Below are 15,020 nucleotides of genomic sequence, written 5' to 3'. Positions count from 1 at the left end.
CCATATTTATTCAGAATCAGATTCTACGGGGCCTGCAGCCGCCCTCACCGCCTTGCTCCAGACAGCACAACGCCCGACCTGTGGGCTGCACAGGCCGGGCGTCAGGGGTTGCACAAGAAGGGCGCGCAAAGCGGCCCGTACACCTTTACTGCTGGGCGCCTACGCCCCCCAGCTTGCTCATGACCAAACCGATGAACTGCTCAACGGTCATTTTCTGGCCGTTGAAGTTCACTTCGTTATTGGCATAGTGCAGGGCCGACACCACGTCATTGCCTTCCAGCTTGGCCAGTTGGGTGGACAGGGCCATGGCACTGAGCATTTCTGCAGTGGCCGCGCTTTGCTCGGCGATCAGCTTGGCATCGGTCTGGCCTTCGACCTGGGCCTGCAGGGCGGCGATGTCTGCCACCATCGGCTTGGACAGCGACAGCTTGGCATCCAGCTGGCTGACCAGTTGCTTGCCCAGCTCAGCCGGCGGCAGCTCCAGGCTCTGCGGCTTGGCCAGATCCAGGCTCAGGCTGAAACGGCTTTCACCACCGGCGGTCTTGAATGCCAGGCTTTCCAGGGCGATCTGCGGCTTGGCTTCCAGGACCTTGTTCACGGCAGCCCGTACCTTGACCTGCTCGGCGTCGGACATTTGCAGTTCCGGAGCCGGTTCACCCTCGGCAGTGGCCTCGGTGGCGGCCTTCTGATACGGCTGCAGCACGTTCTGGTAGACCTGGACCAGATCGAGCATGCCCTGGCTGTCGAGGCCCTTCATGCTCCAGAGCATCTCGGCCGAACCCACGGTCTTGCCGTCGAAGGCGATTTCGCCCACTCGGTAATCCGCACGGCCCGCCACTGTGCTGCCGGTTTCTTCGCTGAAGGTCTTCTGCTCGAAGTGCTTCAGGGTCAGCACCGACTGCTTGTCGCCGAAGGTGGCCTTCAGGCCGCTGAGCTCCAGGGTGTTCTGGCCCAGGAAGTAGTCGAAGCTGCTTTTCTGCAGGTTGCTGGCCAGGGTCAGGCCGTTGATTTCCAGTTTGAGCGGGGCCTTGTCCGGCGAACTGAGGAACAGGCTCAGGCTGTCCATATAGCCATCGACCTTGGCCTTGCGGCGATTGTCGCCGACGCTGAAAGTGGCATTCAGGCCGGAGAACTTGAGGTTGTTCAGCTCATCCAGGGCCAGTTCCATCGGAGCGAAATCCAGGGTGCCCTCCGCGGACAGGTCATAGCCGACATTGACCACGCCCTTGAACGGTGCAGCACCCTTGGTGGCGGCAAACCACTTGTCGGTCTGCCCGTTGTTCTCCAGCTCGTAATGACTGGACGCCATGACTGGCAGCCACTTGAGGCGGATCAAGCGCGAGAAAGGCAGCGGGCCGTGTTCGATATGGTCGGCGATCATCAGTTCCAGCCCACCGTTGAACACCTCGCCCTGGGTCTTGAGGCGGTAGCGGGCATTGCTGCTGAACACGCCACGCTCCAGGGACACCAGCTCCAGAGTGGCGGTGGCGTCATAGCCGATCAGCGCCGCTTGCAGTTCCTTGTTGCTTTCGATCACCTGCTGCTGCAGGACCCCTTCCAGCTTGGTGCCGGTGTACCAGGCACCGCCGGCACTGATGGCACCTACTGCGACGACGATTCCTAACAGTACGCCTGCTGATTTATTCATGTCTGACCCGATCAATATCCGTTGTTTGAAGGTGTGGTCGTCTTCCCTGAACCCATGACGGGTTGCGGCTCGACTCCGCGTAAAACCGGCGCAGATTACCACTGGCGGCTAGGGCGAGCCCAATCTTTGAATGTGAAAAACCGTGGAGCGCGGGGAGATGGCCACGGCAGCGGCTGCCGCAAACCGGCAGCCGCCGCTGTTACAGGGCCAGGGGAAGGGGCTTTTAGGAGTATTCGATTTCCAAGGCATCGAGCTGATGATCGAAGCTCTTGAGCCGAGCGCTCCAGGTGTACACCAGGACCTCGAAATCCCGGTCGATCACCGCGCTGTTGCCCCGGGATTCGCCCCGTGGGTCGCAGAAATCCAGCTGGTAGCGCTCCCGCGCCATGGCGGTGGCGACATCCGACAGCTCCCGGGCATTGCTCAGCCAGTGGTGACCGTCCTCGGCTTGCTTGTCCAGCAGCATGCACTGCTTCTTCAGGGCCTCCAGGCTCTTTTCCAGCGGGGTGCCGGTGAGTTCGCCCATGACTTCGGCGAAGGTCCGCCCCGGTTGCCAGTAACTGCCCCAGAAGTAACGGTCGAATACGGTTTCGACCCGGCGCAAGGCCACCTTGGTGTCCCAGATGACCACCAGGGTCTTGCTCTGTTCGAGCTGTTTTTTCTTGATTTTCTGGCCCTGAAAGGAGGCCCAGGCCACCACACCGATGGCCATCACCGCGATCAACGCGCTGGCGCTGTCGAGGAACACCAGGGCCTTGTCGATCTGATGGGCCAGCATGATGCCGTAGAAGTAGGTGGCAGACAGCAGCACCAGGGCGCAGAGCGCGCACCAGAAGCCCGGAGCATAAGGGTTTTTCATTATTGGAATCCCCATGACCATCACATGCTTTGATCGGTTGGAAGGCACGTTGCACAAGGCACTTTTCCAACTGATCAAAGCATAGCAACCGCCTCAGGGTTTCGCGTGCTCCGGGCCTTGCGTTCGTCCGCTTTCCCAACCGCCGCCCAGGGCCAGGAACAGATCGATCTGGCTCATGGCTACCTGAGTGTTGGCCGCCGCCAGTTGCGCGCGCATATCGGTGTAGGTGCGGGTGGCCTGCAGGTCGGCGAGGAAGGACGCGCGCCCGGCCTGGAAGAAGCGGTGGGTCTGGTCCGCCGCCAGTTGCGCCGACTGCTCGGCATCCGCCAGGGCATCGCGGCGCTGCAGCTGCGCGCTGTACTGGGCCAGGCCGGTCTGGGTTTCGCGGATGGCGTTGAGCACCACCCCATCGAAATGCGCCAGGGCGCCCTGGCTGGCGGCCTCGGCTTCATGAATGCGCTCGCGGGCGCCATTGGCCGGCACCGTCCAGCTGATCAGCGGGCCGAAGCCCCAGCGATTGGTGGAAGGCTTGCCGAGGTTGTCGAGGATGCCCACGGTGCCGACGGTCGCGCCGATGCTGATATCCGGATACAGGGCCCCGGTGGCCACGCCGATTCGCGCGGTGGCGGCGGCCAGCTGGCGCTCGGCCTGCCGTACGTCGGGGCGGCGCTTGAGCAGCGCCGCGCCATCGCCCACCGGCAACAGCTGGGTGATATGCGGCAACTGGGCGCAACTGTCAGTGCCGGCGGGCAATTGATCCAGCGGCTTGGCCAGCAGCATCGACAGGCGGAACAGGCCCGATTGGCGCGCCGCCTCATAGCGCGGCAGTTCGGCACGCAGGGATTTGAATTGGGTCTGGGAACGGGTGACCTGGGTTTCGTCGCCGCGCCCGGCATCGCGCAGGCGCTGGGTCAGCTCGGTGCTCTGGGCTTGCAGGCTCAGGGAGTGCTCGGCGATTTCCCGTTCTTCGTTGGCCGCGCAAACCTGGGTGTAGGCCCGCACCACGTCCGCCACCAGGGTGATGCGCGCGGTATCCGCCGCAGCCTGGGTCGCGTCGGCATTGGCCTGGGCCGCCTCGATGCCGCGCTGCAAGGTGCCGAACAGGTCGAACTGGTAGGAGGTGCTGATGGACAGGTTGCCGACGTTGGCCACTGGCACCTTTTCCGGCAGCAGGAAGGCTTCGCCGGATTCCTGCAGGCGCTCGACCCCGGCCTTGACCCCACCGCTCCAGCCACCGGCGGCCTGGGCTTCATCCACCTGGGCACGGGCCCGAGCCAGGTTGGCCGCCGCCACCCGCAGGTCGGTGTTGGAAGCCAGGGCCTGCTGCACCAGCTGGTCCAGGCGCGGGTCCTGGTACAGCCGCCACCAGTCGGCAGGCACCGGCGCCGACACCACGTTGGCGCCCTTGGCGCTCAACTGGCCCTGCAAATCCTTGCGCTGCACCGCCGCATCCCCGGGCACCTGGTAATCCGGCCCGACCATCTGGCAGGCCGAGAGCAGCAGGCCGAGCCCGGCCAGGGCCAAACGCGCGCCGTTGTTCATTGGCCGGGCTCCTGCTTGGCCTGGTCGTCGAGGATCGACACCGTGGCGGTGCGCCCGGCGATCATGCGAAAGTCCGCCGGCACATCGTCGAAGGCGATGCGCACCGGAATCCGTTGCGCCAGGCGCACCCAGCTGAAGGCCGGGTTGACGTTGGGCAACAGGTTGGAGCCGCTGCTGCGGTCACGGTCCTCGATCCCGGCGACGATGCTTTCCACATGCCCGCGCAGCCGCGCACGGTCGCCGATCACACGGATATCCACGGCCTGGCCGACATGGATGCCATCGAGCTTGGTCTCTTCGAAATAGCCATCGATGTGGAAGGAGTTGCTGTCCACCACCGATAGCACCGGGCGCCCGGCGGTGACGAATTCCTGGGTGCGCGGTGCACGGTCGTTGACGTAGCCGTCCACCGGGCTGCGTACCACCGAGCGGTCGAGGTTGAGCTGGGCGCTGTCCACCGCCACCTGGGCCTCGGCCAGGGCCGACTGGGCACGGGCCTCGCGGGACTGGCTTTCTTCCAGTTGCTCGCGCGGCACCAGGTTGCCCAGGCCACGGTTGCGCTTGGCCTCGCGCTGGGCCTGGGCCAGGGTTTCCTGGCGGTCGGCCAGGGCCGCCTTGGCCTGGCGCAGGGCCAGCTTGAAGCGGTCCTGGTCGATGCTGAACAGCACCTGACCGCGCTGCACCAGTTGGTTGTCACGCACCTGCACTTGCTGGATCAGCCCGGACACGTCCGGAGCGATCTGTACGATATCGGCACGGATATGCCCGTCCCGGGTCCAGGGCGCGAACATGTAGTACATCACCATGCGCCAGACCACCACGACCGCGAAGGTCACCACCAGTAACGTCAGGACCACACGGCCAATGGTCAATAAAGGTTTTTTCATGTCATCAGGTATCGACTGAGAGAGTCCACCGCGCCCAGTAGCAGAGCGTAGAGACCCACGTTGAACAGCGCCCGGTGCCAGACCAGACGATAAAAGTGCAAGCGCGTCAGCACCCCGTGCACCAGCAGGTACAAGCCATAAGTGATGCCCATCAGCACCAGCAGCGTGGGCAGGAACACCCCGCTGATATCCAGATCACCGATCATAGGGGCGCTCCATCGATGCCATGGGGAAGGGGTTCTTCAAGCTCGCCGGTGGCGACGAATTCCACCCCCGGCAACAGCGCCAGGCGCAGGCCGCTGAGGGCGTGCAGCAGGTGCAGGCGGGTTTCGTGGTCGCCTTGCAGGCCCTGGCTGCCGAGGGCGCGGCGGGTACGGTCGAGGGTCATCAGCAGCCCGCTGGGGGCCGGCAGGCGTTCGCCGGCCTTGAGGCAAGCCTTGAAGTACTCGCCCACCTCGGCCACCACCTGGCGCAGCAGGCTCTGGGCCACGCCCTGCACCCGCGGTGCGTAGGCCAGCAGGTCCAGCATATTGAGGGCCACGCGCAACTCCCGCAGGGCTATGCCGGTGTCCTGCCCGGTCATGGCCAGGCGCGGCAGGTGCTGCATCAGGCGGTCGAGCATCTGTGCACCCATGTGCCGGTGTTCGGCCAGGGTCGCCGGTTCGCTGAGGCTGACGATGTCGCGCCAGCTGAAGCGGGTCAGGCGCTTGGCCGCCAGTTCGGAGCCGAACGGCCGGGCGATCAGGGTCCAGACAAAGGCGAACAGCAGGCCCATGGGGCCGGCCAGGTTGGAGTTGGCAAAACTCAGGAAGTCCGCGTCGTAGGCGCCCTGGATGCTGATGAAGGACGAGGTGTTGACGATGGTCAGCAGCATGCCGAGGTAGAACCGCGGCTGCACCGTCAGGGTGCCGACGCAAATGAACGGCACGGCAAAGGCCAGCACCAGCATCGGGAAGTCGTGCAGGTTGGGCAGGATCAGGAACAGGTAGAGGCTGGCGAACAGCACCGACATCGCGGTCCAGAAAAAGAACCGGTAGATCTGCGGCGCCGGGTCGTCCATGGAAGCAAAGAAACTGCAGGCCACCGCCGCCAGGATCACGGCGCTGCCGCCGTCGGTCCAGCCCAGGAGAATCCACAGCACCGAGGCGACGATGATCGCCAGGACCGTCGAGCCCGCCGAGTACAGCATCAGCCCACGATCGAGAAACGGCGTCAGCCGGCCCAGCCGCCAATGCCGGTAGACCGCGCGCCAGGGCGCCTGGCTTTCACTCTGGATGGCGTGCTGCAGGCTGCGGCAGTCCTGCCACAGGTCGATCCACTCGCCGAGGCGATACAGAGCGTTGGACATCAGCAGCTGGCGCCGGTCATCCAGGGCTTCGGGGCTTGGCTGCAAGGCTTCGAGTTCATCGCGCAGGGCCTGCCAGCGTTCCACCGAAGCATCCCGGGCGGTGCCTTGCAGCCATTCATCGGCCTTGGCCAGCAAGGGGGCGAACTGCGCCACCAGCTCCGGGGTACGCCGTTCCAGGGCATACAGGGCATCGTCCAGGGCATCCACCACCGGCAGCAGGTTGATCATCCGCCCGCGCAGCTCCTTGGTGTTGCGCACGGTCTGCGGCCGGGCGCCCTCGTGGGGCAACTGGCCGATCATCAGTTCCAGGGTGTTGAAGGTGCCCACCATGGACGCGCGCAGGCCACTGACTTCCTCGGGCTGGACGTTGCGGGCCAGGAAGCGCTGGCTGTAGAGCGCAGCATCGGCGAACCACTTGGCGGCGGAATCGACGAACACCGGGGCCAGCCGCCGGGGCCAGAACATGCTGCCAATCACCGCGGCGCAAACGATGCCGAGGAAGATTTCCTCGGTCCGCGCCTCGGCGACGTCCCAGACCCCCAGGGGGTTGTCCACCACCGGCAGGGCGATCAGCGGCAAGGTGTAGCCGGCCAGCATCAGGGCGTAGTTGTTGGCAGTGCGCAGGTGCATGGACAGGAACAGCAGGATCCCGGTCCACAGGGCGATGATCACCACCAGCAGGTAGGGGCTCTGCACGAACATCGGCACGAACAGCACCGCGGCCGCCGCCCCGAGAAAGGTGCCGATCGCCCGGTACAGGGCCTTGGAACTGGTGGGGCCGACGTAGGGGCTGGAGACGATGTACACCGTGGCCATCGCCCAATACGGACGGGGCATCTGCATCAGCATGGCGATGTACAGGGCGATCATCGACGCGGCGAAGGTACGTACGCCATAGAACCAGTCCCGCGCGGGAGGCATGCCGGTAAAGAAGCCTTTCAAGATGGCAGCACCGGTACATGACTGGCGGACTCGAACGCGCGGATCACCCGCAACGCCGCTTCCAGGTCGGCGCTGCCAATGCCTTCCAGCACTTCATGGCGCAGGCGCACCAACTCGCTTTCCACCGCCTGCACCAGCTCGCGACCGGTGTCGGTCAGGCTCAGGCATTTGGCCCGGCGGTCGTGGGGGTCTTCGCTGCGGCACACGTAGCCGGCGCTGCACAGTTGATCCAGCAGGCGCACCAGGGACGGGCTTTCCATCCCTGCGGCCTGGGCCACCGTGACCTGGCGCACGCCCTCGCCCAGGCGCCCGATCATCAACAGCGGCACCGCGCAGGCTTCGGAAATGCCGAAGTTGACCAGCGTGGTCTGGCAGATCCGCCGCCAATGCCGGGACGCGACCACCATGCCACTGCTGATATTCATGTGGAGTGATTCAAGGGAGCTGGACACAAGATTGTTCGCACACTGTTAGTTTGCTAACTATCAATATGTCATTGACGGATAAATCCAGTCAAGTTTTGTAACAATTGCTTGATAGTGAAGCAGCACTGCTTGCCAGCGAACCTCAGCGTTTCCTGGCCTGCTCGTAAACGGTTCCACGCTCGCGCTTGCCGACCGCAACCACGCAAACCACGACGCGCTCTTCGATCACTTGACAAACCAATCGGTAGCCCGAAGCCTTGAGTTTAATTTTGTAGCAATCGGGAAGCCCATGCAGGGCATCAGCAGGGATACGCGGCACCTCAAGCCGTTCGGCGAGCTTTTTCTTGAATTGCTCTCGAAGCGTATGCCCCAACTTGTTCCATTCCTTGTGTGCCGAAGGCAGGAACTCAAGGCTATAAGTCATCCAGACTGACCGGAACGGGCGTCTCATGGCTGCGCTCGCGGATGATTTCGGCCAACTCCAGATCATCCAGGCGTTCCATCAACGCTTCGAAAACCTCGGCCGGAACCATGTAGCCCATGACACGATTGTGATTCAACACCGCCACTGGCCCGCCCTGGGCACCACTCAAGACGGCAGAAGGGTTTTTCTTCAACTCAGATACGCTGACGGCTTTGTCAGCCAGAATACTCTGCATAATCATGACCTCAATTCAGGTCGTGATTCTGGTCTAAATACTTCATATCAACAACTACAGCTCATCAGCCCCCGCGCCCCTTCCTCAACAACACATCCAACTGATCCACCACCTCGGCCCAATCCGCATCATCGAGCACTTCCGTGCGCAGAAAGTCGGCCTGGCTCTCGCTCCAGAAAAACGCGTCCGCCAGGTGCAGCTCCGGTTTGAGCGGCGAATGTGTGGCGATGAAACGCTCGATACTCACCGGGTCATCGGCCAGCCCCAACTGCTTGAACAACGCCGGCAGGCTGTGGGTCGGTGCTTCCATGGTCGGGCTCCTGATCAGTGCGAGACTTCGCAAACCTCGGCGTGGGGCACCAGCTTCAGGTACTGGGCCATGCTCATGTGCACCAGGTTGTGGTGGTTGCCGGCTTCCAGGTAGATGTCTTTCTGCCGGGTCAGCAGCGGGTCGATCACCACGTCCAGCCCATAGGACTCGCCCAGGGCCGGCACCGCGCCGCGCTCGCAGTCGTTGAACAGGTGGGCCAGGGTGCTTTCCCGGGTGACCTGCCATTCGCCGCTGCCGCGCACCTTGCCGAGGTCCAGGTGCCGACTGGCCGGCAACACCGCCATCAGGTAATGGCCGTGGTGATCGTCGAGGATCACCGACTTGGCCACTCGCTCCGCCGGTACCCCCGCCACCCGCGCCGTTTCCAGGCTGCTGGCGGAATGGGGATGGCTCACCAGATCAAACTCGCAAGCGGCTTGTTCCAGGCTGCGCTGCACGGTTCTTGCCATACGCATGATGCACCTCGGTGCCCCGCAAGCGGGGACAGGACTGTGACTCCTGATGCAAGTCTAGGTCGCGCTGCAAGACACAAGGCCTCGAACTTCCGAACGGCACCCTGCGCGTTCATTGCCCGGCACAGGAAGCGCCGGCTGCCGAGCCACAGAGGACAAACAAGCGGGCCCGAGTACCACCCGCGGCGAACTGACCGACTTTGTGCCACCCCTGGGGCAATGGCGCGAATTCCTCGGACTGATCGTCCGACCCCACCAGCCAATAGCGTCCGCTGCCCACTGACAAGGCGCTCAACTGATCCAGGTAGACCTGATCCGGGTGGTCGATCAGGGTGCCGAAGCCGTAGGCGTTCGGCCTGCTGGAGGTGCCTCCCGGCAGCAGCGGCGTATAGAGCATCGGCTGGGCATCGGTGCGGTTGTAGTAGACGTAGCTCAAGTACCAGAGCATGTCGCTGATAACGATGCGGTCGCCCGCGACGTAGTGCCGGTTGACGTAGTCGACCATCACGCTGATCTGGTCGTTGGCGTCGACATCGATGTTGTTTTTCAGCCCCACCGCTTCCAGCCCCACGAACCCCAGTAGCAACGCCAGCGCCACCAGCCGGGCAGTCTTAAGCCAGCGATCGATGAGCACCGCCATGATCATCGGCAAGCCCACGGCATACGCGGTCAGGTAGCGTTCGATAAACACTGGCGAAGCGAACGACACCGCAAACACCAACAACAACGGCAGCAGGGTGAAACTCGCCAGCAGCCCGCCGAACCTGGCAGGTGCACCATCACGCCAGGCCAGGACGCTACAGACCGCCAGCAACAGCAGCGGCATGCCCACGAACAGCGCACCTGGCAGGTTGTCGCCTTCGTCCTGGATCAGCAATTGCCAGACCATCGCCGGCAGCGAAGACCAGGTGACCACCGGCTCCCAGCCGACATCGCCGTTAGCCTTCAACTCGTCCATGTGCCGCAGCAGGTCCAGCAACTCCGGAACCCAGGGCAGGAACAGCAGCACGATCGCCGCATTCGCCAGCCACCAGGCCGGGCGGGTGACCAAGCGCCCGCCGCCCTCGGCGCGCACGCCCGAAACGGCCAGGTACAGCCAGTGCGCCAGCACGCAAAACGCCGTGAAGTAATGGGTGTAGAAGGCCAGGGTCATCAGCAGCGCGTAGCTCACCAGATAGCCTGGACGCGAAGGCTGGCGCAGCCAGTACACCAGGGCCAGGGTCGCTCCCAACAGCAACAGGCCCAGCAGCGCATACATGCGCACTTCCTGGCTGTAGCGCACGGCCGTGGGCAGCAGGGCCAGCAGCACACCGGCGAGAATCGCCGCGCGACGGGTCGCCAGCAGCGCCACCAGCCACATGCCGAGCCCTACGGTAACTATCCCTGGCAGCGCGCTGAAGGTGCGAATGGAAAAAATCCCGTCGCCGAACAGTTCAATCCAACCACGCAAGAGCATGAAATACAGCGGCGGATGGACGTCGCGGGCCGCATGAAACCAGATTTCGCTCAGCGAATACTGGCTGAGCACCAGGCTGGAACCCTCGTCGCCCCAGATGGCCGCGGCGGTCAGGTCATAAAAGCGAACGGCCGCAGCCAATAGCAACACCGGCAGCAACCAATACTCAAGCGCCAAGCGCATCAGCCGCTGCACACCTTGCTCCCGAGGCACGACGGCCTGCTCTTGCAAACGCCCGATCAACTCCGGCGCTCTGCGAAAATCCATTCCTTGCTCCCCATAAACTCGCCTGATCTGGTCGCTCAAACCCCGACAGCATCGTCCTTTGCCTGGAAAACCGCAAAGCACAGACGCAAGGGTAAAAAGCCGCTCCTCGAATGCCATGTGCGACGCCTGCCGATTGCCCTCGGGTACCGCGGTACGGGGTCAGGCCCGGCCATCACCGGCAATGGATGAACATAGACCGGAGGACAGCAAAGGCGCGTCACAGAACGGCGGATTTTCTAACCAGCGACGTAGGTGCCAGCCGGCGCCTTCTGTATGATTTTCGCCACACTCGGAACCTGCCCTCATGGCTTTTCTGAATTAAGGACAATTCATGCGCAAGCTTCTGCTCTCGGCATTGACCCTCACCGCCCTGTGCGCCGGCCAGGCGCAGGCCAGCTCGGATGACATCTGCTCGCCGAGCTGGTCGCTCTACTCAAATCGCCTGGACGGTTGCAGCAACCTGCCCTTTCTCAGCCCGGGCAACGACAGCCGGGTCAACCTGCGGCTGCTGCTGGCCGACCAGGGCAGCCTGCCCCTGGCACCCCGGGCCCTGACCCAGGATGAGCTGGGCATGGGCTACGGCCCTGTGCCCTTCATGCACTATCGCCTGCACCCGGCGCAGCCCGAACTCGATCCCGACACTGGCAACCCACCCAAGCCAGGCCCCTCGCCCGCCACCGAGCAGCTCGACAGCCTGCTGCAGGCCGTAGGCCTGCGTCGCGATAGCAAGGAAGCCGCCGGGAACGGCTTTCTCTCCGGAGAAGGCAGCCGCTGCCGCAGCAACTCGGACGCCAGTGCCCTGGCTTTTGTCGAGCAGCTCGACCAGGCGCCACTGAGCCCCGAAGAACGCCAGGCCCTGGCCGAGGCCCGGGTGCAACTGCTGGCCAGCTGCGACTGGAACGCCAGCGAAATGAGCAAGCTGCTGCCGGCCAACCTGAACTCGCCAGCGGCCAAGGCGTTCGCCGGCTACCTGCAGGCCGCCGCCGACTTCTACAGCGGCCGCTTCAACGAAGCCGGCAACGGTTTTGCCGCGCTCAAGGGCAATCCCCAGCCCTGGCTGGCCGAAACCGCGGCCTACATGAGCCCGCGCACCCTGCTCAACCTGGCCCAGCAGAACGCCTTCGATGAATGGAGCATGGTCAATCTGGAGCATGTGGACAAAGCCGTCCTGCAACAGGCCGGCGCCGGTTTCGAGGCCTACCTGAAGACTTATCCACAGGGCCGCTACGCCGTTTCCGCCAAGGGTCTGATCCGCCGTGTGCACTGGCTGACGGGCGACACCCAGGCCCTGGCCGAGGACTACGCCTGGCAACTGACCCAGGCTCCCGGCACCCCGCGCAACATGCCTCTGGACGACCTGGTGGAAGAAGTCGACTACAAACTGCTGAGCCTGCCCGAAGACCACTTCAAGGCTCCGCTGCTGCTGGCGGTCAAGGACCTGATGCGCATGCGCGACGCCCCATCGGCGCCCCTGACCCGGGATGCCCTGCAACAGCAGAAGGCCCAGTTCGCCAGCCAGCCGGCGCTGTTCGACTACCTCCAGGCCGCTTTCAGCCTGTATGTCGAAAAACAACCGGCGGCGGCGCTCAAACAATTGCCCAGCCAAGTGCCGGCGCAACTGGACTACCTGAGCTTCAGCCAGCAGACCCTGCGTGGCCTGGCCCTGCAGGCCCAGCAAGACTGGAAAGGCGCCGAGGCGCTGTGGCTGCAATTGCTGCCCCTGGCCCAGCAACCGCTGCAACGCGAACAGCTGGAACTGGCCCTGGCCTACAGCTACGAGCGCAGCGGGCAACTGGCCAAGGTGTTCGCCGACGACTCGCCGATCAAGACTGCCCAGGTGCGCGCCATTCTCCTGCGCCAGGTGGCCTCTCCCCAACTGCTGCGCCAGCAAGCGCAGAAGGCCGAGTCGCCAGCGGAACGCAACGCCGCGCGTTTTATCCTGCTGTACAAGGACCTGACCCGCGGCCAGTACGCGGCCTTCGGCAAAGACTTCGAGCAACTGCCGCCCACCCTGCCCGACGCTAGCCTTGCCGCCAGCCTGGGCTACATCTACCTCGATACCCCGCCGTTGCAGGACTTCCACTGGAATGGCCCACAGCCCGAAGAAGAAAAACCCGACTACCGCTGCCCAAGCCTGTTGGAGACGGCCGCCCTCCTGCAGCGTGACCCGAAAGCCCCCGCCGGGCTGCTCTGCCTCGGCGAGTTCATGCGTTTCAGCGGCTTCGACCGCATGCCCCTGGACACCCCGCCACCGGCCCAGAACCTGGGCGGTACCCAGGACACGTTCCCGGGCAAGCCGTTCTCGCGGCTCGACGGCTATCAGGTGGTAATCAACAACCCCAAGGCCAGCCGTGACGATCGCGCCTACGCGCTGTACCGAGCCATCAACTGCTACGCCTCCTCGGGCCATAACAACTGTGGCGGTGCCGGTGTCGAGCCCGCCGTGCGCAAGGCCTGGTTCCGCCAGTTGAAGACCAAGTTGGGGGATACCCAGTGGGCCCAGTCGCTGCGTTACTACTGGTAGGCAAGCGCCTGGGCTATGGCCTGCTGCCGCTGTGGCTGTGCTGGGCAACACCGGCCAGCGCGGCAGTGGACGCCGCCGACTACGACGCCTTCTGGCTGTGGAGCGGGGTCAAGACCCAGCCGGTGCTGGGCCAAGCCAGGACCCTGTACCTCCTCCAGGGCCAGATCAGCCGTTCGCGGCGCCATCCGGCCAGCGGCGTCCAGCTCATCGCCCAGGGCCTGCCGGTGTCGCGTCTGCGCCAGGAGCAGGTGTGGGTGGTCTACCGCGCCCACACCCTGGCCTGGCCCGAACCGCTGTATGACCAGTTGCTGGGCCAGGTCCGGCGTTGGCAGGCCACGGGCACCCAGGTGGTGGGCATCCAGATCGATTTCGACAGCAGCACCCACGACCTGGAGCGCTATGGCCACTTCCTGCGCGACCTGCGCCAGCGCCTGCCGGCGCACTACCGCCTGAGCATCACCGGGTTGATGGACTGGGGCAGCAACGCCGACCCGCAAGCCATCGGCCAGCTCAAGGGCGTGGTGGACGAAGTGGTGGTGCAGACCTACCAGGGCCGCCGCAGCATCCCCAACTACGCCAGCTACCTGCCGCGCCTGGACCGCATGGGCCTGCCCTACAAGGTCGGCCTGATCCAGGGCGGTGAATGGCAGGAACCCCAGGCCCTGCGCGACAGCCCCTGGTTCAAGGGCTACGTGGTGTTCTTGCAGAATCCTCAGTCCGGGCCCTGAGAGCGGTGCAATAAGTGCTCACAGTAATGCCCATCAGTGCCCTTGATCCTCGAAGCCTGCTGAGGCAAAACGGTTCCCGCGGAGTTGATATGCCAAGCAGCCATTTGTGATGCCTCTCTCGTCGGACAAGGATTGACCTCGACGAATACAGGCACTAGGCTCGACCTCACAACTCAACCCCGTACGCAGAGATTAAGTTCGCTGGCCGTTGGGGTGAAAAAACCGGCCCAGGCCGGTTTTTTCGTTTCCAGGGAATGGAATAGTGCGCACGGCCTTCTTTGTCGATGGCTATAACCTGTTTTACGGGTTGCTGGCCGACACCCCATTCAAGTGGCTCGACCTGCCCGGGTTGCTGACCCATATCGTGCAGATCGAAAACCCCGCCAGCCGACTGGCCTCGGTGGACTACTTCACTTCTTCAGTCAAACCCCGGCTGGCCACCCGTGGCCGGGCCTCCAAGGAAGCGCAAGACACCTACCTGCGCGCCTTGAAGGCGTCCCAGGTCAATGTGCACCTGGGGCGCCATCAGCTTGAACCGGCCAAAGCCCCAAGCTTCATCAATAAAGCCGTAGGGGCTTCACGCCAGGACACGGTGGACATCTGGAAACTTGAGGAAAAGGAAACCGACGTCCATCTGGCGATCAGCATGTACCGCCTCGCAGCCAGGCAAGCCCTGCATCCTCCAGATGAACGCATCGAGCAACTGGTGCTGGTCTCGGGAGACACCGATATGGCACCAGCGCTGCGGGCCATTCGCGAAGACTTCCCGGACTTGACCCTTGGCGTGATCCTGCCTCACCGCCCGCAGTATCAGCGCCCGCAACCCGGCTCACTGAAAGCCCAGGCCCACTGGATGCGCCGGGTCGTCAGCGCAGAGGAACTGTGCAAGCACCAGTTCCCCGAACGAGTGGCGACCCGCAAGGCGCCCGCGATCAAGCCGGACTACTGGTGA

The 15,020-nt window shown here is 64.0% G+C and carries 15 protein-coding genes; 3 read left to right on the top strand and 12 right to left on the bottom strand.

Features of this window, described 5'->3' with window-relative positions:
* Positions 1-145: 145 nt before the first annotated feature.
* The 12 genes from AC1RGE_RS25350 to AC1RGE_RS25295 form a co-directional block, all read right to left on the bottom strand.
* Positions 146-1,648 (bottom strand): YdgA family protein, encoded by a 1,503-nt coding sequence (locus tag AC1RGE_RS25350; RefSeq protein WP_262212591.1) that lies wholly within the window; start codon positions 1,646-1,648, stop codon positions 146-148.
* A gap of 223 nt (positions 1,649-1,871) precedes the next feature.
* Positions 1,872-2,507: a hypothetical protein gene (locus AC1RGE_RS25345; RefSeq protein WP_015633693.1), complete on the bottom strand. Its 636-nt coding sequence runs from the start codon at positions 2,505-2,507 to the stop codon at positions 1,872-1,874.
* A 93-nt stretch (positions 2,508-2,600) separates the two neighbouring features.
* Positions 2,601-4,049 (bottom strand): efflux transporter outer membrane subunit, encoded by a 1,449-nt coding sequence (locus AC1RGE_RS25340; protein WP_011058540.1) that lies wholly within the window; start codon positions 4,047-4,049, stop codon positions 2,601-2,603.
* Complete coding sequence (locus tag AC1RGE_RS25335; RefSeq protein WP_011058539.1) at positions 4,046-4,936, bottom strand: efflux RND transporter periplasmic adaptor subunit; 891 nt, start codon at positions 4,934-4,936, stop codon at positions 4,046-4,048. Before AC1RGE_RS25335 ends, AC1RGE_RS25340 begins: the two co-directional genes overlap by 4 nt.
* Entirely contained in the window at positions 4,933-5,142 is a 210-nt protein-coding gene (locus AC1RGE_RS25330) for a DUF1656 domain-containing protein (RefSeq protein ID WP_011058538.1), read from the bottom strand. The genes AC1RGE_RS25335 and AC1RGE_RS25330 overlap by 4 nt, the downstream gene beginning before the upstream one ends.
* Complete coding sequence (locus tag AC1RGE_RS25325) at positions 5,139-7,226, bottom strand: FUSC family protein (protein ID WP_011058537.1); 2,088 nt, start codon at positions 7,224-7,226, stop codon at positions 5,139-5,141. The genes AC1RGE_RS25330 and AC1RGE_RS25325 overlap by 4 nt, the downstream gene beginning before the upstream one ends.
* A complete protein-coding gene (locus AC1RGE_RS25320; RefSeq protein WP_011058536.1) occupies positions 7,223-7,651 on the bottom strand; it encodes a MarR family winged helix-turn-helix transcriptional regulator in 429 nt (142 codons plus the stop codon). Before AC1RGE_RS25320 ends, AC1RGE_RS25325 begins: the two co-directional genes overlap by 4 nt.
* A 142-nt stretch (positions 7,652-7,793) precedes the next feature.
* Positions 7,794-8,075 (bottom strand): type II toxin-antitoxin system RelE family toxin, encoded by a 282-nt coding sequence (locus AC1RGE_RS25315; protein ID WP_262212587.1) that lies wholly within the window; start codon positions 8,073-8,075, stop codon positions 7,794-7,796.
* Complete coding sequence (locus AC1RGE_RS25310; protein ID WP_011058534.1) at positions 8,065-8,310, bottom strand: type II toxin-antitoxin system Phd/YefM family antitoxin; 246 nt, start codon at positions 8,308-8,310, stop codon at positions 8,065-8,067. Before AC1RGE_RS25310 ends, AC1RGE_RS25315 begins: the two co-directional genes overlap by 11 nt.
* A gap of 64 nt (positions 8,311-8,374) precedes the next feature.
* Positions 8,375-8,620, bottom strand: coding sequence for a DUF2789 domain-containing protein (locus tag AC1RGE_RS25305; RefSeq protein ID WP_011058533.1), 246 nt, complete (start codon positions 8,618-8,620; stop codon positions 8,375-8,377).
* Positions 8,621-8,634: 14 nt separating this feature from the next.
* On the bottom strand, positions 8,635-9,096 hold the full coding sequence (locus tag AC1RGE_RS25300) for an aminoacyl-tRNA deacylase (protein WP_011058532.1): 462 nt from the start codon (positions 9,094-9,096) through the stop codon (positions 8,635-8,637).
* A 109-nt stretch (positions 9,097-9,205) separates the two neighbouring features.
* Entirely contained in the window at positions 9,206-10,816 is a 1,611-nt protein-coding gene (locus AC1RGE_RS25295) for a glycosyltransferase family 39 protein (protein WP_258611349.1), read from the bottom strand.
* A 331-nt stretch (positions 10,817-11,147) separates the two neighbouring features.
* Between AC1RGE_RS25295 and AC1RGE_RS25290 the strand changes: the two genes are divergently transcribed.
* The 3 genes from AC1RGE_RS25290 to AC1RGE_RS25280 all read left to right on the top strand — a co-directional run bounded on the left by AC1RGE_RS25290 (position 11,148) and on the right by AC1RGE_RS25280 (position 15,020).
* Positions 11,148-13,340 carry a PA5441 family protein gene (locus AC1RGE_RS25290; protein ID WP_019093515.1) on the top strand — a complete coding sequence of 731 codons (2,193 nt, stop codon included), beginning with the start codon at positions 11,148-11,150 and terminating at the stop codon, positions 13,338-13,340.
* Positions 13,310-14,068, top strand: a complete 759-nt coding sequence (locus tag AC1RGE_RS25285; protein WP_053148380.1) for a DUF3142 domain-containing protein — start codon at positions 13,310-13,312, stop codon at positions 14,066-14,068. The genes AC1RGE_RS25290 and AC1RGE_RS25285 overlap by 31 nt, the downstream gene beginning before the upstream one ends.
* Before the next feature lie 262 nt (positions 14,069-14,330).
* The gene (locus AC1RGE_RS25280) at positions 14,331-15,020 is read left to right on the top strand and encodes an NYN domain-containing protein (RefSeq protein WP_492585206.1); all 690 of its coding nucleotides are present in this window, start codon (positions 14,331-14,333) and stop codon (positions 15,018-15,020) included.

The organism is Pseudomonas sp. GW823-FHT02C05 (assembly GCF_058797595.1).
Note: the sequence above shows the minus strand (reverse complement) of the source record. Positions and strands in the feature narration are given on the sequence as shown.